This is a genomic window from Acidimicrobiales bacterium (genome assembly GCA_035533595.1).
Taxonomy (GTDB): Bacteria; Actinomycetota; Acidimicrobiia; order Acidimicrobiales; family Bog-793; genus DATLTN01.
The window spans coordinates 1-21,857 of the sequence record DATLTN010000044.1 but is presented as its reverse complement, the minus strand read 5'-3'; the positions used below and the strand labels follow the sequence as shown (position 1 = coordinate 21,857).

At 73.2% G+C, this 21,857-nt stretch carries 22 protein-coding genes; 10 read left to right on the top strand and 12 right to left on the bottom strand.

The features are described 5' to 3' along the window. Positions 1–371 precede the first annotated feature (371 nt). Positions 372–2,231 (top strand): cytochrome b N-terminal domain-containing protein, encoded by a 1,860-nt coding sequence (locus tag VNF07_08410; GenBank protein ID HVB06248.1) that lies wholly within the window; start codon positions 372–374, stop codon positions 2,229–2,231. Here the strand turns inward: VNF07_08410 and VNF07_08405 are convergent. Genes VNF07_08405 through VNF07_08395 form a run of 3 tightly spaced genes read right to left on the bottom strand, consistent with a single transcriptional unit; the run spans position 2,228 to position 3,697 of the window. Beyond that, on the bottom strand, positions 2,228–2,740 hold the full coding sequence (locus VNF07_08405) for a GNAT family N-acetyltransferase (GenBank protein HVB06247.1): 513 nt from the start codon (positions 2,738–2,740) through the stop codon (positions 2,228–2,230). The two genes, VNF07_08410 and VNF07_08405, sit on opposite strands and share 4 nt — an antisense overlap. A gap of 2 nt (positions 2,741–2,742) precedes the next feature. Continuing rightward, complete coding sequence (locus VNF07_08400; protein HVB06246.1) at positions 2,743–3,267, bottom strand: DinB family protein; 525 nt, start codon at positions 3,265–3,267, stop codon at positions 2,743–2,745. A 4-nt stretch (positions 3,268–3,271) separates the two neighbouring features. Next, entirely contained in the window at positions 3,272–3,697 is a 426-nt protein-coding gene (locus tag VNF07_08395) for a RidA family protein (GenBank protein ID HVB06245.1), read from the bottom strand. Positions 3,698–3,807: 110 nt separating this feature from the next. Between VNF07_08395 and murA the strand changes: the two genes are divergently transcribed. Then, positions 3,808–5,112 (top strand): UDP-N-acetylglucosamine 1-carboxyvinyltransferase, encoded by a 1,305-nt coding sequence (gene murA, locus VNF07_08390; GenBank protein HVB06244.1) that lies wholly within the window; start codon positions 3,808–3,810, stop codon positions 5,110–5,112. Between the two features lie 3 nt (positions 5,113–5,115). On the opposite strand, the gene VNF07_08385 is transcribed toward murA, so the two are convergent. Further along, positions 5,116–5,724 (bottom strand): TIGR00730 family Rossman fold protein, encoded by a 609-nt coding sequence (locus VNF07_08385; protein ID HVB06243.1) that lies wholly within the window; start codon positions 5,722–5,724, stop codon positions 5,116–5,118. Positions 5,725–5,817: 93 nt separating this feature from the next. Here VNF07_08385 and VNF07_08380 point away from each other — a divergent pair, with 93 nt between their 5' ends. Then, positions 5,818–6,588 carry an SDR family oxidoreductase gene (locus VNF07_08380; GenBank protein HVB06242.1) on the top strand — a complete coding sequence of 257 codons (771 nt, stop codon included), beginning with the start codon at positions 5,818–5,820 and terminating at the stop codon, positions 6,586–6,588. Positions 6,589–6,808: 220 nt separating this feature from the next. Beyond that, positions 6,809–7,012, top strand: a complete 204-nt coding sequence (locus VNF07_08375) for a cold-shock protein (GenBank protein ID HVB06241.1) — start codon at positions 6,809–6,811, stop codon at positions 7,010–7,012. Positions 7,013–7,109: 97 nt separating this feature from the next. Here the strand turns inward: VNF07_08375 and VNF07_08370 are convergent, their stop codons facing one another. Further along, positions 7,110–8,258, bottom strand: a complete 1,149-nt coding sequence (locus VNF07_08370; GenBank protein HVB06240.1) for an amidohydrolase family protein — start codon at positions 8,256–8,258, stop codon at positions 7,110–7,112. Between the two features lie 169 nt (positions 8,259–8,427). Here VNF07_08370 and VNF07_08365 point away from each other — a divergent pair, with 169 nt between their 5' ends. The 3 genes from VNF07_08365 to VNF07_08355 are packed head-to-tail and all read left to right on the top strand — an operon-like array spanning position 8,428 to position 10,935. Further along, a complete protein-coding gene (locus VNF07_08365) occupies positions 8,428–9,597 on the top strand; it encodes a hypothetical protein (protein ID HVB06239.1) in 1,170 nt (389 codons plus the stop codon). Further along, positions 9,594–10,655 (top strand): hypothetical protein, encoded by a 1,062-nt coding sequence (locus tag VNF07_08360; GenBank protein ID HVB06238.1) that lies wholly within the window; start codon positions 9,594–9,596, stop codon positions 10,653–10,655. Before VNF07_08365 ends, VNF07_08360 begins: the two co-directional genes overlap by 4 nt. Before the next feature lie 19 nt (positions 10,656–10,674). Beyond that, positions 10,675–10,935 (top strand): hypothetical protein, encoded by a 261-nt coding sequence (locus VNF07_08355; protein HVB06237.1) that lies wholly within the window; start codon positions 10,675–10,677, stop codon positions 10,933–10,935. A 5-nt stretch (positions 10,936–10,940) separates the two neighbouring features. Here VNF07_08355 and VNF07_08350 read toward each other — a convergent pair whose 3' ends face one another. The 6 genes from VNF07_08350 to fabD form a co-directional block, all read right to left on the bottom strand. Beyond that, positions 10,941–12,428, bottom strand: coding sequence for an AarF/UbiB family protein (locus tag VNF07_08350; protein ID HVB06236.1), 1,488 nt, complete (start codon positions 12,426–12,428; stop codon positions 10,941–10,943). A gap of 146 nt (positions 12,429–12,574) precedes the next feature. After that, complete coding sequence (locus tag VNF07_08345; GenBank protein HVB06235.1) at positions 12,575–13,780, bottom strand: beta-ketoacyl-ACP synthase II; 1,206 nt, start codon at positions 13,778–13,780, stop codon at positions 12,575–12,577. Continuing rightward, positions 13,780–14,016 carry an acyl carrier protein gene (gene acpP / locus VNF07_08340; protein HVB06234.1) on the bottom strand — a complete coding sequence of 79 codons (237 nt, stop codon included), beginning with the start codon at positions 14,014–14,016 and terminating at the stop codon, positions 13,780–13,782. The genes VNF07_08345 and acpP overlap by 1 nt, the downstream gene beginning before the upstream one ends. A 100-nt stretch (positions 14,017–14,116) precedes the next feature. After that, complete coding sequence (fabG, locus tag VNF07_08335) at positions 14,117–14,842, bottom strand: 3-oxoacyl-ACP reductase FabG (GenBank protein HVB06233.1); 726 nt, start codon at positions 14,840–14,842, stop codon at positions 14,117–14,119. An 8-nt stretch (positions 14,843–14,850) separates the two neighbouring features. Next, positions 14,851–15,780: a beta-ketoacyl-ACP synthase III gene (locus VNF07_08330; GenBank protein ID HVB06232.1), complete on the bottom strand. Its 930-nt coding sequence runs from the start codon at positions 15,778–15,780 to the stop codon at positions 14,851–14,853. 55 nt (positions 15,781–15,835) lie between these two features. Beyond that, positions 15,836–17,050 (bottom strand): ACP S-malonyltransferase, encoded by a 1,215-nt coding sequence (gene fabD, locus VNF07_08325; GenBank protein ID HVB06231.1) that lies wholly within the window; start codon positions 17,048–17,050, stop codon positions 15,836–15,838. Positions 17,051–17,313: 263 nt separating this feature from the next. On the opposite strand from fabD, the gene VNF07_08320 reads away from it, so the two are divergent. Next, positions 17,314–17,862 carry a carboxymuconolactone decarboxylase family protein gene (locus VNF07_08320; GenBank protein ID HVB06230.1) on the top strand — a complete coding sequence of 183 codons (549 nt, stop codon included), beginning with the start codon at positions 17,314–17,316 and terminating at the stop codon, positions 17,860–17,862. 8 nt (positions 17,863–17,870) lie between these two features. On the opposite strand, the gene VNF07_08315 is transcribed toward VNF07_08320, so the two are convergent. Next, the gene (locus VNF07_08315; protein ID HVB06229.1) at positions 17,871–18,446 is read right to left on the bottom strand and encodes an NAD-dependent epimerase/dehydratase family protein; all 576 of its coding nucleotides are present in this window, start codon (positions 18,444–18,446) and stop codon (positions 17,871–17,873) included. A gap of 109 nt (positions 18,447–18,555) precedes the next feature. Between VNF07_08315 and VNF07_08310 the strand changes: the two genes are divergently transcribed. Both VNF07_08310 and VNF07_08305 read left to right on the top strand, forming a co-directional pair. Continuing rightward, positions 18,556–20,202 (top strand): ABC-F family ATP-binding cassette domain-containing protein, encoded by a 1,647-nt coding sequence (locus tag VNF07_08310; protein ID HVB06228.1) that lies wholly within the window; start codon positions 18,556–18,558, stop codon positions 20,200–20,202. A 131-nt stretch (positions 20,203–20,333) separates the two neighbouring features. After that, positions 20,334–21,806, top strand: a complete 1,473-nt coding sequence (locus VNF07_08305; protein ID HVB06227.1) for a catalase — start codon at positions 20,334–20,336, stop codon at positions 21,804–21,806. Positions 21,807–21,857: the final 51 nt, after the last annotated feature.

The window sequence follows — 21,857 nt, the reverse complement described above, 5'->3', positions numbered from 1 at the left end:
CTAGCCCCGTTCTACCCGACCTCGCCGCCTGCCGTTCGACAGGTGGTGGTGCGGCGCCGCTCGCGGCGGGGGCCACTGCCGGACCGTCTGCGAGGAGCGACGGCCAGCGTCGCGGCCCTCCCGTCGACGCGGGCGTGTTCGGCCAACACCGCTGAGGACAGCCACGAAGAGCTGCCCGAAGACGACCACAGCTGCCTTCGTCGGCCCGAGAGCGACGCCCACCGCCTGCTCGCCGATGGCCCCCCCGGGGGTCGGGAATTTGGCTCTAGGGTGGTCGTGCGCGTACCGATCGCACGGGATCGCGAGCTGATCCCGTGCGACCAAGGGTGCTCAGGCCACGGGCACCCGCGCCACTCGATGAAGAGGTGGCAATGACCGGTTCGTCACAGCTCGCGGCTGCCGCGGTGAACCTCGATGCGCCGGCGCGCTACCTGCACTGGTCGATCTTCACCGTGTCGGTGGCCAACCTCGTCCTCATCGCGGTGATGGTCGTGATCTTCGGTCTCGCCCTGCTGCTCCCCTTCCCGAGGAGCGGCGGGCACGGGAATGACGTCTCCCCCGAGGAGGCGCCGGCCGCGGCGATGGACCGTGTCGACCCCGAGGCGGCACGCATGTGGACGGCCCGCCTGCGACGCCGGGCGCTGTCCATCTTCCCCCCGGACAAGCTGCTCCCCGACCACCAGCCCGCCTACGTCGCCTCGTGGGTCTACGTCTTCGGTGTCGCGACGCTCGCAGCCCTCGCGGTGGCGATCGTCTCGGGCGCGGCGATCGCGATCGGAGGGGTGGACTGGTGGCACGTCAACCCGGTCGGGCACTTCTTCAACAGTCTCCACCTGTGGAGCGTCGAGCTGTTCATGGCCTTCATGGTCATCCACCTCTGGGGCAAGTTCTGGATGGCGGCGTGGCGCGGGCGCAGGAAGCTCACCTGGATCACCGGGGTCGTCGCCTTCGTCGCCTCGGTGGTCGAGTGCTTCACCGGCTATTTGTCCCAGCAGAACTTCGACTCGCAGTGGATCTCGACCAACGGAAAGGACGCGGTCAACTCCCTCGGCCTCGGCGCCTTCTTCAACCTCATGAACTTCGGCCAGATGCTGCTCTGGCACGTCGTGCTGGTCCCGCTCGTCCTCGTCGCGCTGGTCGGGGCGCACGTGCTGTTGGTGCGGGCGCGTGGGGTCGTCCATCCCCTGCCGGCGCGCGCGACGAGGGGACGCGCCGCGCGGCGGGCCGCCGCGCACGCCGACGCGCTGGCGTGGCGGGGCCCGCTCCGCCGCTACGACCTCGTGAAGGAGGCGACCGTCGCGTCGCTCGTCGCCCTCGTGCTGACGGTCGTCCTCGCCTCGGTCCTCTCCTCGCCCGATGCACCACCGGTCACCGTCGCCAGCTGGGCGAGGATCGCCCCCGCCGACTTCATGGGGACCGCCGCGAGCGAGCTCGCGGGCACCAGCAAGACGGCCAGCTACGGGCCGCCGTACAACCACGCTTCGGGCAGCGTGCAGCGGATCGTCGTCTCCTGGCAGCTCCTCTTCGGCGTCCGCCAGCCGGTCGACCCTGCGGAGAGCTTCGTGCTCTCGCCGCTCTCCAGGCTCGCGCCGACCGACGCGACGCTCCGGCGGGCGCTCACGGCCTACGAGGGCGCCGCGGTGGCGACCCGGACGGCCTGGGCGAACGCCTACCTCGCCGCGCTCACGCACGTCCGGTTCCGTGGCGCCACGCCGTCGGTGCCGGCCGCCAAGGACGGCCCGGTGGCGACGCTGATCGCGAGCGAGCTCGACCTCGCCCGTTCGGGGGCCGTCGACGCCGATCTCCTCGCCCAGCACCCCTTCTACGGAACGGACTTCACCAAGCCGCTGTTGTTCCTCGAGGACGGGAACTACTTCTCCTCGCTCGCCACCGCGCAGCACCTGACCGGCAGCCAGTGGGGCGTGATGAACGAGACGGGCAGCTACCCGGGCCAACCGTGGCTGTGGCTGTACACGCTCTGGTACCAGGTGCCGGGCTTCCGCAGCTCCGCGAACGTCGACCTGATCGCCCTCTACCTCACCGGCGCCGCGACGCTCCTGCTGCTCGCCGTGCCCTTCGTGCCGGGCGTGCGCGACCTGCCCCGCCTCGTCCCCCTGCACCGCCTCGTGTGGCGTGGCTGGGGACAGCCGGAGGTCGGCGACAGCCCCCCGCACCCGGCCGCGCCCGCCGGCGAGGACGAGGACAGCGGGGTGCCCGCCACCTTCGACTAGCCGTCCGGGGGCTGCTCCGCGGCCTGCGCTGTGGGCGGGGGCCAGTGGTAGCGGACGTCGGGCGCGCCCTCCTCGTTGTCGCCGTCGGTGCTCGCCACCGCGACGAAGCCGTGGCGCTCGTAAAAGGAGCGGGCGCGCCCGTTGGACTGGAAGGTCCACAGGTCGAGGCCGGCGGGGGAGCGCGCCTTCGCGAGGCCGACGAGCATGCTGCCGAGGCCGCGGCCGTCACGGCCGGGGGCAACCATCAGGTGCTCGATGAAGCCCGTGGCGAGGACGAGCAGGCCGACGAGGCCCTCCGCGGGGTGCTCGGCGACGACGACCTCGCAGTGCGCGAGGACGACAGTCGCGAAGTAGTGGCGGACGTCCTCGTCGTCGTGCACCCCGGCGGGGTTGGCCGGGAAGGAGGCCTTGCGGGCGGTCAGCCAGAGCTCCGCGACAGCGCGGCCCTCGTCGGGGCGGGCGGGGCGGAGGAGTAGCGCGCCGAGCCACTCCCGGTCCTCCTCGGCCACGGCTACCGGGTGACGTCGAGGAGGTGGTGCACGACGTCGTGGGCCATGTAGCGCGAGAGCGTGTCGAGGGTGAAGGTGGCGCCGTCGCTGCGACGGCCGCGGCGTGCCCACTGCCCAGCCGTGAGGCCCCCGAGGAGGTCGGCGAGCGCCGAGCCGGCGGCGACGAGCTCGCCGACGGCGACGCTCGCCTGCTGGCCCGCGTAGTCGTCCTCGACCGCCGAGGCGTCCTGGTCACAGTTGGGAAAGAGCGGGTCCTCCTCGGCGAGCATCAGCTCCACCCGCCCGAGATAGCGGCGGTAGACGTCGCGCACGTGGCAGGCGTACTCGAGAGGGGACCAGGTCGAGTCATCTGGGCGCAGCGGGGTAAGGAACCCCCGTGCGAGGAGCGAGGACCACCGGCACGTGTTGTCGCGGAGCAGCTCCGGCACCTCCTCGGCGCGGCAGCTGCTCGCGTTGAAGCCGCACTCCGGGCAGCGCCGCTCGAGGACCCAGGTCCAGTCCTTGGTGTCCGGCGTGATCACCGCCACGCCCTCAACGCGAGGCGCACTCGACGGCCACCGCCTCGATCTCGAGGAGGAACTCCGGGCGCGCGAGGCGCGCCACCACGAGCAGCGTGTCGGCCGGGAAGGCGCCGTCGGGGAAGAGCTCCGGCCAGAGCTCGCCGCGCACCGCCCGCAGCTCGGGAAGGTGGCTGGGGTCCACGAGGTAGTTGGTGAACTTGACGACGTTGCCGAAGCCCATCCCTGCCTCGGCGAGGACCGCGCCGATGTTCTGAAAGACGCGGCGCGCCTGGGTGGCGAAGTCCTCGCCGACGACGCCGCCCTCCCCGTCGGTCGGCACCTGGCCGGCGAGGTAGAGCAGCCGCGTCGGCGCCTCGGCGAGCACTCCCGGCGAGTACGGCCCCCGCGGCGCACCGAAGCTCGCCGGCCGCAGCATCCGCAGCCCCTCAACTGGCATCGTCCCTCCCGATCCGGCGGCCGTGGCCGCCGGCCGAGTCTTGCCGAAAGCAGGCATCGATGACCTCTCTTGTCCGCGTGGAGGCACCGTGCTCATGGGACGATTGGGAGATGAACCCCAACCGGGCGTGGGCGATCCATCCGAACGGCCCGCTGTCGGGGGAGATCGCCGTCGCCGGCTCGAAGAACGTCGTCACCAAGCTGATGGTCGCGGCCCTCCTCGGCGACGGCCCGACCGAGGTGCTGAACGCCCCCTGCGTCGGCGACGTCGAGATCACCGCCGCGATCCTGCGCGCCGTCGGCGCGGTGATCGAGCTCGGCTCGACGATGCTCACCGTCGACCCCGCGGGGATCACCGACGGCGCGGTACCGGTCCGCTACTCCGGGCTCAACCGCATCCCGATCCTCATGATCGGCCCGCTCCTGCACCGCCTCGGCGAGGCCTTCGTGCCCCTCGTCGGCGGCGACGCCATCGGCACGCGCCCGGTCGACTTCCACCTCGATGCGCTGCGCGCGCTCGGCGCCGAGATCACCGTCAGCGAGGCGGGGGTCACCGCCAAGGCGAGCCGCCTGCACGGCGCCCGCATCCGCCTCCCCTTCCCGAGCGTCGGCGCCACCGAGACGGTGCTGATGGCCGCCGCCACCGCTGAGGGGCGCACGGTCCTCGAGAACGCGGCGATCGAGCCCGAGGTCGTCGAGCTCGCGCTCTTCCTGCAGCGCATGGGCGCGGGGATCGAGCTGCAGCCCGACCGCCGCTTCGTGATCGAGGGCAAGACGCACCTCACCGGCGCCCGCCAGCGCATCGGCGGCGACCGCATCGAGGCCTTCTCCTACCTGATCGCCGGCCTTGTCACCGGCGGGAGCGTGCGCGTGAGCGGCTGCTCGCAGGCGCGCCTCGTGACGGCGATCTCGACGCTGCGGCGGATGGGCGCGCACTTCGAGATCGACGACAACGGGATCCGCGTGCACCCCGGAGAGCTGCGGCCGACGGCCGTGCACACGAGCACCCACCCGGGCTTCATGACCGACTGGCAGCCGGCCCTCGCGGTGCTCTTCACCCAGGTCGCGGGGATGTCGCTGATCCACGAGACGGTCTTCGAGGACCGGTTGGGCTACGTGAAGGCGCTCACCACGATGGGCGCCGAGATCGAGCTCTACGACCAGTGCCTCGGCGGCGAGGCCTGCCGCTTCCACGAGCACGAGTGGCTGCACTCGGCGGTCGTGCACGGAAAGACCGCCCTCGTCGGGACCGAGATCGAGATGCCCGACATCCGTGCCGCCTTCGCCTACGTGCTCGCCGCCGCCGCGGCCTCCACCTCCTCGGTGCTCTCCGGCGTCGACCAGCTGGAGCGCGGTTACGACCACGTCGTCGACAAGTTCCGCTCCCTCGGGCTCGTCATCGACGAGCTCTCCTAGCGTTCAGCGCTCCGAGGGGTCCAACCACTTCTCGACGGGCAGCCCGCGCCAGGCGGCGAGGCGGCCGAGCAGGGCCGCGCCGTCGCCCTCCACGATCATCAGCTCGGTGTGCTCGACACGGACGAAGCCCGCCGCCGTCGCCTGCGCGACGAAGGCGGAGAGGGGCGCGAAGAAGCCGCCCACGTCGAGCACGCCGCAGGGCTTGTCGTGGATCCCGAGCTGGGTCCAGGTCACCGCCTCGAAGAACTCGTCGAGGGTGCCGAAGCCGCCGGGGAGCATCACGAAGCCGGAGGCGAGGTCGGCCATCACGGCCTTGCGCTCGTGCATCGTCTCGACGACGCGCATCGAAGTGAGGCCGCGGTGCGCGACCTCCTTGTCCTCGAGGGCGCGGGTGATCACCCCGTGCACCTCGCCCCCCGAGGAGAGGGCGCCCTCGGCGAGGGCGCCCATCAGCCCGGTGTTCCCCCCGCCGTAGACGAGGGCGATGCCGGCTCCGGCGAGGAGCGCCCCGAAGTCGCGCGCCGCGTCGAAGTAGCGCGCCTCGGCGCCGCGGCTCGAGCCGCAGAAGACCGCGAGGGCGTGCAGCGGGCGGAGGCTTTCGGTCGGCGTCATGTCGCCTACCTGTAACACCTTTCGGGCTCCCGTCGCGCCCTCCGCTGGCCCCTGATCGGAGCGCCGAGCGCGCTCGCCCGACAGACTGGCGCCATGGAGAACCCGACGACCGGAGCCGCGCTCGACCTCTCGGGGCGGCGTGCCCTCGTCACGGGGGCGGCGAGTGGCATCGGCCGCGCGATCGCCGGTCGCCTCGCAACGGCCGGTGCGAGGGTCGTGCTCGCCGACGTGAACGGCGAGGGCGCCGAGCAGGCCGCCGCCGAGATCGGCGGCGAGCCGTGGGTCGTCGACCTCGCAGACGGCGAGGCGCTCGTCGGGCTCGACCTCGACGTCGATGTGCTCGTGAACAACGCCGGCTTCCAGCACGTCGCGCCGATCACCGAGTTCCCGCCGGAGGTCTTCGCGGCGATGCACCGGGTGATGGTGCAGGCCCCCTTCCTCCTCGCGCGCGCCTGCCTGCCGGGGATGTACGCGAGCGGCTTCGGCCGCGTGGTGAACATCTCGAGTCATCTCGGCATCCGCGCCGCGGCGTACAAGGTCGCCTACGTCTCGGCCAAGCACGCGCTGATCGGCCTCTCGGAGGTGATCGCCCTCGAGGGAGCGCCGTACGGCGTGACCTCGAACGCGATCTGCCCGAGCTACGTCTGGACGCCGCTCGTCGAGAACCAGGTCGCCGGGCAGGCCAAGGCGCACGGGATCTCCGAGGGCGAGGTCGCCGACAAGGTCTTCCTCGCCTCGCCCGCGATCAAGCGCTTTGCGACCGTCGAGGAGGTCGCCGAGCTCGTCGCCTTCCTCTGCACCCCCGCGGCCTCGTTCATCACCGCCGCCACTTACACCCTCGACGGCGGCGCCGCGGCGCGCTGAGCCCCGCCGGCGCGGCGCGGCGCGGCGCGGCGCGGCGCGTCGCGTCGGCCGGCCGGCCGGTAGCTCGACGCTGTCCGAGGCCGAGCGGAGCGGCGTCGCGTGCCCGTGTGGGCCGCCGACCCGCGTCGTGTATTAAGGTTCTCGTCGACATCAGTTGCACGGGTTTGGTTTCCGCTTTGGATTCCTTCTGGTACGTGCAAGGAATCCAAGGAGAAAAGACATGCCGGCAGGCACCGTGAAGTGGTTCAACGCGGAGAAGGGCTTCGGCTTCATCACCCCCGATGACGGGGGCGAGGACCTCTTCGTCCACCACTCTGCGATCCAGATGCAGGGCTACCGCGAGCTGGCCGAGGGCCAGCACGTGGAGTTCGAAGTCACGCAGGGCCAGAAGGGCCTGCAGGCGAGCGACGTTCGCCCCGCCTGAAGCCGTCCTCACGCACCGCCGGTTGACCGGCGTGCGACACCGAAACTGACAACAGCGGGACGCTCCGGCGTCCCGCTGTTGCACTTCCGGGGCCCGGTCAGCCGATCCCGAAGAGGGCCCCGACGTTGCGGCCGAGGATGTTCTCCTTGTCGCGCTCGGAGAGCCCCGCCATCTCCTCGATGCCCGACGCGGTGTTCGGGTAGGTGGACGGGGGGTGCGGGTAGTCCGAGCCGATGATGAAGTTCTCGCTGCCGATCGCCGCGATCGCGTGCACGAGCGGCTCCTCGTCCGGCTCGACCGCGACGAAGCAGCTCCTCTTGATGAGCTCGGAGGGGGCGACGGTGCAGCGGGCGCACTGCGGCTCCACGCCGTAGACGCGATCGAGGGTGTACATCGCCCACGGCAGCCAGCTGCCACCGGCCTCGAAGAAGCAGAAGCGCAGGTCGGGGAACTCCTGCAGCAGCCCCCCGAGGGTGAGCGAGGCCATCCCCACCATGTACTCGAAGGCGAAGCCGAGGTAGTTCGAGATGTGCAGGCGCCGCATCCGCTCCCAGCCGATCGTCCACGTCGTCGGGATGTGGTCCGAGACCTGGCAGGCGAAGGGGTTGTGGTGGACGTAGAGGATGAGGCCGAGGTCGGCCACCGTCTCCCAGAAGGGGTAGAGCTCGGTGGTGTCCCAGTTCTGCCCGCCCCAGTTGCCGTTGATCGTGATCGCCCGCAGGCCGAGCGCCGCGGCGCGCCGCGCCTCCGCGCAGGATTCCTCCACGTCCTGGAAGGGGACGACGGCCGTGCCGATGAAGACGTCGGGACGCGCCTCCTCGGCGGCCGCGCTCGCATTGTTGTAGGCACGGCAGAGCGCGAGGCGCAGCCCGTCGTCCCAACGGCGGGCGACCGGCGAGCCGAAGGGGTTGGCGAAGATCCCGTCGGGGATGAGGACCTGCATGTCGAAGCCGGTGACGCCGATCAGCCCCGCCCGCTCCTCGACGTCGCCGTGGCCGACGGCGCCGGCGCGCGCCGGGGCCGGGACGTTGCCCGCCTGGCCGGCGTTGAGCGCCTGGCCCGCGGCGCTCGCCCGGAAGCCGCCGCGGCGCGCCGCGGGGTCCGAGAAGACCGCGGCGTCGCGCGCCAGCATGTCGAGCTTGGCCGGCGACCAGTCGGGGAGGACCTCTTTCAGCGCGCCGGCGTCGACGTGCGGCAGAAAGTGGCTGTCGGCGTCGATCCGGCGGGTGCGCACGCTCGTGGTCATGGGAGCTCCTCTCCTCCGGGGCGGCGTCGGCCCCGGGCCCTCCGCGGCGGATCGTAGCCCCGCGGCTGCCGGTCGGGAGCGGGTGCGCCGCCGTGAGCAGCGTGTTTGGAGCAAGATCGTCATCGAACCCGCGCGCTCGGGCCCTCGGCGCGGTGTCACAATCCGCCCCGTGCGACGCAACGGGGGATTGACGGGGCGCGCGCTGCCCGCGCGCCTGGCGCTGCTCGGCCTCCTCACGACCACGGCCGCGCTCGCGTCGGCGGGCGGCGTCGGGGCGACGGGGGCCGGGGTGACGGCGCAGCGCTATCCCGTGACCCTCCTCTTCGGCCGCATCGTGGTGCGCGGCGGCGGCCTCTTCCTCACCGGGACCGTGGCGGCCACGGGCGGCGCGAGCACGAACTGCCTCATGGCGGGCGTCGACCCGGTCTCGCTCGCGCTCGGCCGCATCTCCGAGCCGGAGTGCGACAGCCCGGCGCTGTCGGGGGCGACGGTCGCGCCGGCGGAGTTCCGCACGACGGCGGGCTACTCCGATCGCACGACGGCACGCGCCGTGCTCGTCGGGGCCGACGGAGGGGTCGCGGTCGGTGCCGCGCTGTTCACCTACCAGTCCGACTCGGCGTCCGCGCTCCTCACTGCCGCCTCCGGGGGCTCGGTGTGGGTCTTCGAGGGAGCGGCGACGCCCCCGAGCTTGGTGCGCCTCTCGGCGGCGACGGGGCGGGTCCTGCAGGTGGCGACCTTCCCGAGCGGCGTCGCCCGATCGGTGATGGTCGCCGACTCGGACGGCGCCTACCTCGCCCCCGCCGGGGACGGGTGGGGCGCGCCGTCGGTGATCTACCGAGTCGCGATCGGCGCCCGCCGCCCGGTCGTCGTGCGGACGCTCGCCGGCCCCGCCCCCGCGGACGGCTACGTCAACTGGATGGCAGCGGATGGTCACGCGCTGTGGGCCGACCTCTGCACCCGCGCGATCGTCCGACCCCCCTACCGCTGCGCGGTCTGGCGCTTCCAGGGTCCCGACCTCACGCCCGTCTTCCATGCGCCGGACGTGCTCGGCACCGCGGCCTGGGTCACCGGCAGCGCGGCGACGGGCTTCTACTCGAGCATCCCGGCCCCCTGGAGCCCACCCGGTCCTCGGCCGTCGGAGGTCGCGTTCGTCCGCGTCGACCCCGCGAGCGGCGCAGAGCGGGTCGCTGCGGCGGTGCCGCTCTCGTCGGACTGGCGGTTGGGCGGCTCCGGGCACGCCACGCAGGCCGTCGTCTTCGACCGCGCCCTCTATCTCCTCGACGGCGCCGACGGCTACGGGAGCGGGCCCGCGACGCTGCACCGGGTCCCGCTCGGATGACCGGGCTCGCCTTCACGCGCCCGCGGCGACGGGGGCGCGCCGTGCTCGTCGCGGCGGCGGTGGCCGCGCTCGCCGGGTGGGGTGCCGCCACGCTCGACAGCACCCCGCCGGGGCCGAGCGCCCCGCAGCCCGGACCGAGCCGCTGGAGCCTCAGCCTTGAGGGCGAGAGCGAGGGCGCGCTCGCCTGCTCGAGCGCCCGCTTCTGCGTGGCCCTCTCCTACGCCGTCGGCGGGGTGCGCGAGGGCGCCCTCTACGACGGCACGCGCTGGGTCACCGAGCCGGTGCGGCACCTCCTCGGGACGGTCGCCTCGGTCGCCTGCCCGGGCGACGGCCACTGCCTCGCGGTCGACTCCTTCGGTGCCGTGAGCACGCTCGCCGGCGGGAGGTGGTCGGCACCGGTCGAAGTCGACCTCCCGACGGTCCAGTACCCCGAGGGCGCGAGCACCCTCTCCTGCTCGTCGGAGACCTTCTGCGTGCTGGTCGACGGGCTCGGCCGCGCCGCCGTCTACGACGGTGGCCGCTGGAGCGCCCCGACGACGGTCGACGCCGCCTTCGGCCTCACGGCGCTCTCCTGTGTCGCCGGCGACCGCTGCACCGCCGTCGACGGCGTGGGCCGGGTGCTCTCCTACTCGGGCGGGGAGTGGTCCGCGCCGCGCCCCGTCGACCGCGACGCGCTCGCAGGAATCTCCTGCGCCGCGGCGGGGAGCTGCGTCGCGACCGACCTCCTCGGCCGGGTGCTCTCGAGCGCAGAGGGGCGCTGGTCGGCGCCGACCCCGGTCGATCCGGCGGCGAGCCCGCTCGCGATCTCGTGCCCGCGCGTCGGCTACTGCATCACCCTCGACTGGCGGGGGAGGGCCTACGTCCTCGCCGGCGGCCGCTGGCGCGCCGAGAGCATCGATCCGCTGCCGACCCCGCTCGCCCCCCGCTCGGCGGCGATCGCCTGCGCGCCGGGCGAGGTCGGCTTCTGCGCCGCGGCGATCGGCTTCGGGCAGCTCGGCGTGGGGACCAACCCCTTCTCCTTTACCGGGCCGGTGGTGCACGCGCCGTCGCTCGAGTGACCCGTGCAAGGGTGGTCCGATGAGCGAGTCGACGAGCGGGGCGGCACAGCGGTGGGGGATCATCGGGCTCGGCGCACAGGCCGACGGGATCGCGAAGGCGCTGCAGGCCGTCGACGGCGTCGAGCTCGCCGGCTGCATGACCGCGACAGCCGCGCGCGTCGCGGAGTTCGCCGCCGCCTTCGGCTGGCGCCCGCACCGCTCCGAGGCCTACGCGCCGGGGAAGTTCATCTGGCCCTCGCCCGCGGGCCTCATCGCACGCCAGGTGGGCGGGGCGGGATAGCCGGCTCAGCGCGGCGGGCGATTGGGGTCGAACTTCTCCCGGAGGGCCTGGCGGCGCGCCTGCAGCTCTCGGTGGCTGATCGACTCGGTCTCCGCGGAGATGCCGAGCGTCGAGCGCACGCCGGTGAGGTCGACGCCCCGCTCGCGGGGGTCGATGCCGATCTCGCTCGCGATGCGGCCGCCGTGGCGCTGCGCGAAGTAGGTGGCGATCGTCGCGATCTCGCCGAGGAGGTCGACGTCGGGGGCGAAGGTGGAGACCGCGCCGTCGAGGAAGAGGATGTCCTTCACGAACAGCATCAGCTCCTTCGGGATGCGCGCCCCGTAGGCGAGGAGCTGCTTGGTGAGCTCGCGGAGCTCGGAGGTCAGCTCCTCGGCCGACATCTGCACGATGTCCTTCGGTGCGGCGTCGAGGGCGAGGTCGCGGATCACCTGGTCGACGTCGGCGTCGGCGGAGAAGGCACCGAGGGCGATCAGCGCCTCGACCTGGGCGCGCACGTCGTTCACCGTCCCGCCCATCACGAGGCGCAGGAAGGCGAGGCGGCGCGGCTCGTCGAGGCGGCCGGTGATCCCGAAGTCCAAGAGGGCGACCCGCCCGTCGGGCAGGACGAAGAGGTTGCCGCCGTGCAGGTCGCCGTGGAAGGCGCCGAAGAGCATTGCCCCCTCGAGGAAGGAGACGACAGCGGCGCGCAGTACCGCCTCGGTGGAGATCCCGGCAGAGCGCATCCCCTCTACGTCGTCCCAGGAGAAGCCGGAGAGGCGCTCCATGACGAGGACGCGGGGCGTGACGAGGCGGGGATGGGGGCGCGGGACGACGATCGCCCGCTGCTCGGTGGCGGCGAGGATCGCCGCGATGTCGAGCATGTTCTCGGCCTCGAGGCGGAAGTCGAGCTCCTCGACGATCGTCTCGGCGAAGAGCTCGATGAGCGCCGGCGGGTTGGCGAGCACGGCGACGGGGATCCGCCCGACGAGGTACGGGGCGAGGTAGCTCATCACCGCGAGGTCCTCGCGCACGAGCGCCGCGACCCTCCGCCGCTGCACCTTCACGACGACCTCCTCGCCGCTCGCGAGGCGGGCACGGTGGACCTGGGCGATGGAGGCGGCGGCGATCGGCTCCTCGTCGAACTCGGAGAAGACCTCGCCGAGCGGGCGGCCGAGGTCGGCCTCGACCGTCTCGCGCACCGCCGCGAAGTCCTCGGGGGGGACGCGGTCGCGGAGCAGCTTGAACTCGCCGACGAGCTCGGGGGGGAAGATCCCCTCGCCCGAGGAGAGGATCTGCCCAAGCTTGATGTAGGTCGGCCCGAGGCGGCCGAATGCGGCGCGCAGCCGCCGCGAGAGGCCCGCCCGCGAGGCGGTGCGCCCGCGGCGGCGATCGAGCAGGTACCACTTTCCGACGGCCGGGCCGATCACCGAGAGGACGCGCACGATCCGCCTGAGCGGCGGCAGGCGCGGCGGCGCGACGAGGCGCGGCGCGCTCGCGCGGGTCTCCTCGCGCACGAGGCCGAGGCCCGCCCGCCATACGAGGGCGTCGGGGTCGACGAGCCAGGGGGCGGCCTCGCTGAAGGCGCCGACCGCGAGGTCGGCGGGGAGCCGCGGATGGCGTTGCGCCTCGTCCTTGCCGGGTCCCCCCGGCGGGGCGGGAGTCAGTTGGCGGGGCCGATGACCACGCAGCCGTTGTGGCCGCCGAAGCCGAAGCTGTTCGACAGCACCGGTCCGGGGGTGAACGGCCGTGGTGCGCCCGTGACCACGTCGAGGTGGATGTCCGGGTCGAGCTCCTCGAGCCCGACGGTCGGCGGGATGAGCCCGGTCTCGAGGCTGAGGGCGACCGCCACCGCCTCGATCGCGCCAGCGGCGCCGAGCGAGTGGCCGGTGACCCCCTTCACCGAGGTGACCGGGGGGCCGAGGTGGCCGGGGCCGCCGAAGACCTTCTCGATCGCCTGCGCCTCGGCGAGGTCGTTGAGCGGGGTCGAGGTCCCGTGGCCGTTGATGTGCACGATGTCGCCGGGCACGAGGCCGGCGTCCTCGAGGGCGATCTCCATGCAGGCGACCGCGCCCTCGCCGCCCGGGGCGGGGGCGGTGATGTGGTGCGCGTCGGCGGTGGAGGCGGCGCCGAGCACCTCGCCGTAGATGTGGGCGCCCCGCACGCGCGCGTGCTCGAGCTCCTCGAGGACGAGGCAGCCGGCGCCCTCGGCGATCACGAAGCCGTCGCGGCGGACGTCGAAGGGGCGGCTCCAGCCGCTCGTCGAGAGCGCCGTCATGTTCGAGAAGGCGGTCGGCCCGATCGCCGGCAGGCCACCGACGGGGGTGATCACCGCCTCGGCGCCGCCGGTGATGACCGCGTCGCAGCGGCCCTCACGGATGAGGCGGAAGGCGTTGCCGATCGCGTGCGTGCCCGAGGCACAGGCGGTGACGACCGTCTCGCAGGGCCCCCGCCAGCCGAAGCGCATGGAGATTGCGGCCGCGCCGGCATTGCCCATCATCATCGGCACGAGGCGCGGCGAGACCCGCCGCGGCCCCTTCTCGATGAGCACCCCGATCTGCTCCTGGAGGGTCGCGAGGCCGCCGACGCCGGTCGCGTAGATGACGCCGGAGCGCACGGGGTCGGTGTCGACGCGGCCCGCGTCGGCGAGCGCCATCTCGGCGCTCGCCAGCGAGAACTGCGCGAAGCGGTCGGTCTGGCGCGCCTCTTTCGGCTCGAGGTAGGCGGCGGGGTCGAAGTCGGTGACGTGGCGCTCGCCGGCGCCCGCCTCGCGCGCGAGGCCCGCGAAGAAGGCCTCGGTGCCGATGCCGCAGGAGGCGATCACCCCGAGGCCGGTGATCGCGACCCGCCGCGGCGCGCGCGGCGCCATCAGAGCTTGCCCGTCACCAGTTCGTAGGCCTGCCCGACGGTCTCCACGCCCTCGAGCTCGGACTCCTCGACGGTGATGTCGAAGGCCTCCTCGAGGGCCATCACGAACTCGACGAGGTCGAGGCTGTCGGCCTCGAGGTCCTGCTCGAAGCGGGCCTCGAGGACGACCTTGTCCTTCGGCACCTGCAGCACCTCGACGGCGCAGTTCTGGAACTTGTCGAAGGTCTCGTCTGGCATCTTCTCTCCCTTTCCCGCCCGCACGGGCCGCGGCCCGGCGGGTTCGGCTCTTCGCTGAACGCGATGGTGCGGCGTCCCGGGCGCCGCGCCCCCCCTAGTTCTAGTGCCCCATCCCCAGCCCACCGTCCACTGGGAGCACCGCCCCGGTGACGTAGGCCGCCCCCTCCGAGCAGAGGAAGTGCACGCTCTCGGCGACCTCCTCGGCCGAGCCGATGCGCCCGAGCGGCACCGCCGCGGCGAGCGCCGCGCGCCGCTCCTCGGCGAGCGCGCCGAGCATGTCGGTGTCGATGAGGCCGGGAGCGACGACGTTCACGGTCACGCCGCGGCTCGCGACCTCGCGGGCGAGCGAGCGGCCGAAGCCGATGAGGCCCGCCTTGGCGGCGGCGTAGTTCGTCTGGCCGGCGTTGCCCATCATCGCGACGACCGAGGAGATGAGGACGATGCGCCCCCGGCGCGCCTTCAGCATCGGGGAGAGGGCGCGGCGCGAGACGCGCATGCAGGCAGTGAGGTCGGTGTCGAGGACCCGCCCCCAGCGCTCGTCGGTCATCTTCATCAACAGGCCGTCGTCGGTGATGCCCGCCGCGCAGACGAGCAGCTCGACGGGGCCGAGGCCGGCCTCGATCTCGGAGAAGGCCGCCTCCACCTGGGCGGGGTCGGTGACGTCGCAGCGCAGCGCGAGCATCGCCGCGCCGGCGCCGGCGAGCTCGGGTGGCGGCTCGCTGCGGTAGGTAAGGGCGACGCGCTCGCCGTCGGCCTGCAGCCGGCGCGCGATCGCGAGGCCGATGCCCCGGGAACCGCCGGTGACGAAGGCGACCCTCCCGTCCACGGCCGCCCTCAGCCCCCCGTGCCCCAGCGGAGCACGACCGAGGCCCAGGTCATCCCGGCGCCGAAGCCCGAGAGCAGGACGAGGTCGCCGTCCTCGAGGCGGCCGGCGTCGGCGGCCTCGGCGAGGGCGAGGGGGATGGAGGCCGCCGAGGTGTTGCCGGTGCGGTCGAGGACGATCGCGGTGCGGTCGAGGTCGAAGCCCATCCGCTCGTTCACCGCCTCGATGATCCGCAGGTTCGCCTGATGGGGGACGAAGAGCGCGATCTCCTTCGCGTCGACCCCCGCCTGGTCGAGCACCTTGGTGATCGACTGGATCTCGATGCGCACGGCCCGCCGGAAGACCTCGCGGCCGTCCATGTGGATCTTGCCACCGAGGTCGGAGTAGAGGATCGGCACCGCCGAGCCGTCGACGCCGAGATCGCTGGCGAGGACCAGCTCGCGGCCGGGGCGCGACTCGAGGAGGACCCCCGCGGCGCCGTCGCCGAAGAGGATCGCCGTCGAGCGGTCCTCCATGTCGGTGTGGCGCGAGAGCGTCTCGGCGCCGATCAGCAGCACGCGGCGGTGGCCGGAGGAGACGAGGGCGTCGGCGACGGCGAGCGAGTAGCCGAAGCCCGCGCAGGCGGCGTTCAGGTCGAAGCCGCCGCCGGAGAGGCCGAGGGCGTGGTGGACCGAGGAGGAGACGGCGGGGAGCGTCTGGTCGGGGGTCGTCGTCGCCACGATGAGCAGGTCGACGTCGGCGCCGGTGAGGCCGGCGGACTCGAGCACGGCGCGGCCCGCCGCGGTGGCGAGCCCCGCGGTGGTGCCACCCATCCGCCGCTCGCGGATCCCGGTGCGCTCGGTGATCCAGGCGTCGGAGGTGTCGAGGCGCTGCGCGAAGTCGTCGTTGGTGACGACCCGGTCGGGGAGCGCGCCGCCCCAACCGATGATTGCCGAACCCATCAGCCCCGCACCTTTCCCGGCGCCGGCTGTCCGGTCGCCCCCTCGGTCACCCGGTCTACTGGCCCTGTGTGCGCAGCCACGCGACGGGCTGGCCGGCGACGACCCGCTCCCCGGCGAGGACGATGATCCCCGCGAGGGTCCCGGCGAAGGCCGAGCGGATCTCTGCCTCGCCGGCGTGGCCGATCAGCTCACCCACCCCGACCTCGATGCCGAGGTCGGCGGCGGCGGTGCCCGAGAAGGAGGGCGAGGCCGCGCTGAAGCGCTCGAGGGGCTGGAACTTGCCGGTCGCGGGGGAGAGCACGAGGCGCTCGGTCATCGCGTAGTGCTCGCGGGTGGTGTCCCGCGGGGCGGGCATCAGCGCCGCGACGAGGGCCTCGAGGTCGTCGGGGACGCCCACGCTGAAGGCGTGGAAGCCCTCCCCGGTGAGCACCCGCTTGGCGAGGCCGGTGAGCACGCCGCCGGGGCCGACCTCGACGAAGGTGCGCGCCCCGAGCTCGGCGAGGGCCTCCAGGCTCTGCCGCCAGCGCACCGGCGAGGCGAGCTGCGCGGAGAGCAGCGCCGGCCAGTCGGCGCCGTCCGCGTGCGGGCGGGCGTCGACGTTCGCGACGACGAGCGGGTCGGTCTCGCGAAAGCTCACCTCGGCGAGGGCCTTGCGCAGACGGTCGCGGGCCGGCGCCATGAGCGGGGTGTGGAAGGCGCCGCCGACGGGGAAGGAGAGCACCCGCTTCGCGCCGAGCTCCTTCGCGATCTCGGCGGCGCGCTCGAGGGCGTCGGGGGCGCCGGCGATCACGACCTGGCCGGGGGCGTTGTAGTTCGCCACCCAGGCGGAGCCCTCGGCGCGCACGCAGGCGGCTTCCACGCTGTCGTCGTCGAGGCCGAGGACCGCCATCATCGTCCCTGGCGTCTGGGCGGCGGCGTCGCCCATCGCGAGCCCCCGCTCGGAGACGAGCCCGACGCCGTCCTCGTAGGAGAGCGAGCCGGAGGCGACGAGCGCGCTGTACTCCCCGAGGCTGTGGCCGGCGAGGGCGGCGGGCTCGATTCCGAGGCGCTCGAGGGCGTCGAGGACGACGAGGCTCAGCACGAAGGTCGCGATCTGCGCGTTCTCGGTGCGCCGCAGCGTCTCCTCGTCGGCCTCGAGGAGGAGCTCGGAGAGGTCGCGCCCGATCGCCTCGCCCGCCTGCTCGACGAGCTCGAAGGAGGGGTGGTCGACCCATGGCGCGCCCATGCCGGGGCGTTGTGAGCCCTGGCCGGGAAAGGTGAACGCGAGCACTGGTGGCCTACTGCCCCTCTCGAGCGGTTCCTACTTGGACCGCGCGCACCCGCGAACGGTTACCGGGAGCTTCCGGGCGCGGTCGAGCGTCGCGGGGAGCGGTCGTGGGGCCGGGCGTTGAATCCGCTGATCGTAGGTGGCCGACCCGTGCCGGTGGGGATTTCCCGGGGAGGTGGCGGGGCGGCGCGGTGGCAGTCGGGTGGCGGGTGCGGCATTGTTCCCCGGCGCGGCGCGCTGCCGCCGGAGATCGAGGGGAGCCCGCGATGCCTCGCATCGAGCTGCTGAACGACAAGTCCCTGCTGCCCGAGGAGCAGCACGCGGAGTTCGACGCGATCGTGGAGGTGCTGCACCGCGTCGGTGGCCCCTTCGCGATCCTCCTGCGCAGCCCCGGCCTCGCCCAGAAGGTGATGGCCGCCGGTGCCCAGGTGCGCCTCGGCTCGATCCTCGAGTCCAAACAGCGCGAGCTCACGATCCTCGCCGTCGCCCGCGAGAAGGACGGCGCCTATGAGTGGGCCTCGCACGTCGAGACGGCCCGCAAGGGCGGCCTCGGCGAGGAGACGATCGAGGCGGTCCGCCACGCCGCCGACGTCTCGGGCCTCCCCGACGACGACCGGGACATCGTCGAGTACGTACGGCAGCTGCTGCGCACCAACAAGGTCGAGCAGCCGCTGTTCGACGCGCTCCGCGAGCGCAAGGGCGAGCGCTGGCTCGTCGAGCTCACCGCGACGATCGGCCAGTACCAGTACATCACCGCGATCAACAACGCCTTCGACCTGCAGCCGGCGCCCGACGCCGACCAGCTGCCCGTCTGAGCGGTCGCTCAGCCCTCCTCGGTGAGGGTGACGACGCCGCTCGGCGCCCCGAGCAGCGCGACGGTGCGAGCCGCGGCGGCGTCGGCGTGGATGCGCGGCGGCGGCGCCTCGGGGAAGTACGTCCCCGGCCCGTAGAGCTGGCCGTAGCGGAGCACCACCCCGCCCGCCGCGAGCACCATGGCCTCGAACTCCCCGGTGACGCCGCCGTCGCCCGGCGGGGTCCAGGCGATCCTCTGCGCGAGGAAGCGCGCTGCGCCCGCGGCCTGGGCGGCGTCGAGCAGGTTGCGGGTCCCCTCGAGGCGGATGCGGGCGTTGGCCGAGGCGTAGGAGGCAATCTCGGCGCGCTCGTCCGGCAGGTCGGTGAGCTCGTGGAGGACGACCTCCGCCGCGAAGTCGGTGACCGCGGCCCGCAGCCAGCCGCGGTCGTAGACGTCGCCGACGAAGGGCTCCGCGCCGAGCACACGGAGCGCCGCGCCACCGGCCTCGCGGCGGGTGAGGCCCCCGATGGTGTGACCGGCGGCGACGAGGAGCGGGACGAGGCGCACGCCGATCACGCCGGTCGCGCCGGCGAGGAAGATCCGCACCCGCCAAGGGTAGGTGCGCGGCGGTGCCGCTCGCTTTCGGCCCTACAGTGGGGGCGTGGGTTGATACGACGCGAAGCCGCCCCCTCTGCTCGCCGTCGAAAGGTCCTCCGTGCCCGCCACCCTCACCGCCAGACAGCTCCGCGTCGTGCGCGGCGCGACGCCCGTCCTCGACGGGATCTCCCTCACCCTCGGCCCGAAGAGCCGCGTCGGGGTGATCGGCCCGAACGGGGTCGGCAAGTCCACGCTCCTGCGGGTGCTCGCCGGCGAGCTCGCGCCCGACCAGGGGAGCGTCCTCCTCGCCCCGCCGCTCGCGACGGTGGGCCTCGTCCATCAGGAGCGGGCGCTCCCGCCCGAGCTCCCCGCGCTCGAGGCGCTCGCCCTCCTCACCGGCGTCGGAGAGGCCGAGACGGCGATGGAGGAGGCTTCGGCGGCACTTGGCGCCGGCGAGGTGGGCGCGGAGGACCGCTACGCGGACGCCCTCGAGCGCTGGCTCGCACTCGGGGGGGCCGACTTCGCGGCGCGCAGCGCCGTCGCGCTCGAGGAGGCGGGCCTCGACGCGGCCCTTCTCTCGCGCCCCTGCGGGGCGCTCTCGGGGGGGGAGCGGGCCCGCGTCGCGCTCTGCGCTCTCGGCCTCAGCCGTCACGACCTCGTGCTCCTCGACGAGCCGACGAACGACCTCGACCTCGCGGGCCTTGCCCGACTGGAGGAGGTGGTGCGGGGCTTCGCCGGCGGGGTGATGATCGTCTCCCACGACCGCGCCTTCCTCGAGGCGACGGTGAGCTCGGTCCTCGAGATCGACGAGCACCTGCGCACGGCGCGCCTCTTCGACGGCGGCTGGAGCGCCTACCTGCAGGAACGCGCGCTCGAGCGGGGGCACGCCGAGGAGCGCTTCGCGAAGTACGACGAGCGCCGCCGGGAGCTCGAGGACCGCGCCCGCCGCCAGCGCCAGTGGGCCGAGGTCGGCGCCCGCAAGGCGGCGAAGAAGCCCACCGACCACGACAAGGCGCAGCGCGACTTCCGGGCGAACCGCACCGAGAAGCAGGCCTCCAAGGTGCGCATCTCCGAGCGCGCGCTCGAGCGCCTCGACGCCGTGGACAAGCCCTGGGAGGGATGGGAGCTGCGCTTTGAGATCGCGGCCGCGCCGCGTGGCGGAGACGTCGTCTGCCGGCTCGAGGGAGCGGTCGTCGAGCGCGGCGCCTTCACCCTCGGCCCCGTCGACCTCGAGGTGCGCGCCGGCGAGCGCGTCGGCATCGTCGGTGCGAACGGGGCGGGCAAGTCGACCCTCCTCGGCGCGCTGCTCGGTCGTGAGCCGCTCGCGAGCGGGCGGGCGCATCTCGGCCCGAGCGTCGTGGTCGGCGAGCTCGACCAGGGCCGCGCCGAGCTCGTCGCGGGGGAGACCCTCCTCGAGGGCGTCCGCCGCCTCATCGGTGACGAGCTCGCGCTCTCCGAGACGCGCTCGCTGCTCGCGAAGTTCGGCCTCGGCGCCGAGCACGTGCGGCGCGACGTCGCGACGCTCTCGCCCGGCGAGCGGACGCGCGCCACGCTCGCGCTGTTCATGGCGCGTCAGGTGAACTGCCTCGTGCTCGACGAGCCGACGAACCACCTCGACCTGCCGGCGATCGAGGAGCTCGAGGGGGCGCTCAACGCCTTCCCCGGGACGCTGCTCCTCGTCACCCACGACCGGCGGCTGCTCGAAGCCGTCGCGCTCGGTCGGCGCGTCGAGGTCGCCGCGGGCCAGGTGCGCGAGCTCGGCTGATTCCGGGGCGGCCAGCGGCCGGCCTCCGGGCGGCGAGGCGGCCGACCCTTTCGCGGATCGCCCCCGGTTCGCGGCTGCGTGGGCGGGTATGGCTACCTCGTGCCCCGCGCGGGCGTTGGAGGTGAGGCGAGGTGGCCAAGGACGAAGCTGTCGCGAGGACGGGTGCGGGCGCGCCGCTGACGAGCAACGAGCACTCGCTCACCGTCGGCCCCGACGGCCCGATCCTCCTCCAGGACCACGCCCTCCTCGAGAAGATGGCGCACTTCAACCGCGAGCGGGTCCCCGAGCGGGTGGTCCATGCGAAGGGCGGGGGGGCGCGCGGCAGCTTCGAGGTCACCGGTGACGTGAGCGCGTGGTGCCGCGCCGACTTCCTGAGGAGCGGGACGAAGACCGACGTCCTCGCCCGCTTCTCGACCGTCGCCGGCGAGCAGGGCTCGGCCGACACGGTGCGCGACCCCCGCGGCTTCGCGATCAAGTTCTACACCGAGGAGGGGAACTACGACCTCGTCGGGAACAACACCCCGGTCTTTTTCATCCGGGACCCCCAGAAGTTCTCCGACTTCATCCACTCCCAGAAGCGCCGCGGGGACACGCACCTGCGCGACCACAACATGCAGTGGGACTTCTGGACGCTCTCGCCCGAGTCCGCCCACCAGGTCATCTTCTTGATGGGTGACCGGGGCATCCCGAAGACCTGGCGGCACATGGACGGCTTCTCGAGCCACACCTTCTTGTGGCAGAACGCCGGTGGGCACCGCTTCTGGGTGAAGTACCACTTCAAGACCGATCAGGGGAACGAGTTCTTCACCGACGACGATGCGAAGGCCCAGGCGGCCGAGGACCCGGACTACCACCTTCGCGACCTTCACGAAGCGATCGCCCACGACGATCCGCCGAGCTGGACGCTCTCGGTCCAGGTGATGGAGTTCGAGGAGGCGGCGGACTACCGCTTCAACCCCTTCGACCTGACGAAGGTGTGGCCGCACGGCGACTACCCGCTGCACGAGGTGGGCCGCCTCATCTTGAACCAGAACCCCGCCAACTACTTCGCGGAGATCGAGCAGGCCGCCTTCGAGCCCGCGAACTTCGTCCCGGGGATCGGGCCGAGCCCCGACCGCATGCTCCTCGGCCGGCTCTTCTCCTACCCCGACACCCACCGCCACCGCATCGGGGTCAACTACCTGCAGCTGCCCGTCAACGCGCCGAAACCGAAGGTGCGCAACTACAACCCCGACGGGGCCATGACCTACGTGAACCAGGCCGATCCCCTGTACGCCCCGAACTCCTACGGCGGGCCGCTCCCCCACAAGGACGGGACCGAGGCGAGCTGGGGGGTCGCCGGGGAGATCATGCGCGCCGCGGCGAGCAAGCACCGGGACGACGACGACTTCGTCCAGGCCGGCGACCTCTACCGCAAGGTCCTCTACGACGCCTCACGCGACCGCCTCGTGGCGACGATCGCTGCCCACCTCCGAGAAGGCGTCGAAGAGCCCGTGATCGAGCGGGCGCTCGACTACTGGCGCCACGTCGACGAGGAGCTCGGCGTGCGCCTCGCCGTCGAGATGCACCAGAAGAGCGAGGATCCGGCGCCGACGGAGGCATAGGCGCCGCTCCCCGTCCCCCGGCCACGGCGCGCACGAGCGGGAGCAGCGGTG

Excerpts from the sequence above, each read along its gene's own strand:
- VNF07_08385 (HVB06243.1), bottom strand. The coding sequence starts at position 5,724 with ATGACGCCGACCGAAAGCCTCCGCCCGCTGCACGCCCTCGCGGTCTTC.
- VNF07_08380 (HVB06242.1), top strand. The coding sequence starts at position 5,818 with ATGGAGAACCCGACGACCGGAGCCGCGCTCGACCTCTCGGGGCGGCGT.
- VNF07_08320 (HVB06230.1), top strand. The coding sequence starts at position 17,314 with ATGCCTCGCATCGAGCTGCTGAACGACAAGTCCCTGCTGCCCGAGGAG.
- acpP (HVB06234.1), bottom strand. The coding sequence starts at position 14,016 with ATGCCAGACGAGACCTTCGACAAGTTCCAGAACTGCGCCGTCGAGGTG.
- VNF07_08345 (HVB06235.1), bottom strand. The coding sequence starts at position 13,780 with ATGGCGCCGCGCGCGCCGCGGCGGGTCGCGATCACCGGCCTCGGGGTG.
- VNF07_08355 (HVB06237.1), top strand. The coding sequence starts at position 10,675 with ATGAGCGAGTCGACGAGCGGGGCGGCACAGCGGTGGGGGATCATCGGG.
- VNF07_08360 (HVB06238.1), top strand. The coding sequence starts at position 9,594 with ATGACCGGGCTCGCCTTCACGCGCCCGCGGCGACGGGGGCGCGCCGTG.
- murA (HVB06244.1), top strand. The coding sequence starts at position 3,808 with ATGAACCCCAACCGGGCGTGGGCGATCCATCCGAACGGCCCGCTGTCG.
- VNF07_08375 (HVB06241.1), top strand. The coding sequence starts at position 6,809 with ATGCCGGCAGGCACCGTGAAGTGGTTCAACGCGGAGAAGGGCTTCGGC.
- VNF07_08330 (HVB06232.1), bottom strand. The coding sequence starts at position 15,780 with ATGGGTTCGGCAATCATCGGTTGGGGCGGCGCGCTCCCCGACCGGGTC.
- VNF07_08370 (HVB06240.1), bottom strand. The coding sequence starts at position 8,258 with ATGACCACGAGCGTGCGCACCCGCCGGATCGACGCCGACAGCCACTTT.
- VNF07_08395 (HVB06245.1), bottom strand. The coding sequence starts at position 3,697 with ATGCCAGTTGAGGGGCTGCGGATGCTGCGGCCGGCGAGCTTCGGTGCG.
- VNF07_08410 (HVB06248.1), top strand. The coding sequence starts at position 372 with ATGACCGGTTCGTCACAGCTCGCGGCTGCCGCGGTGAACCTCGATGCG.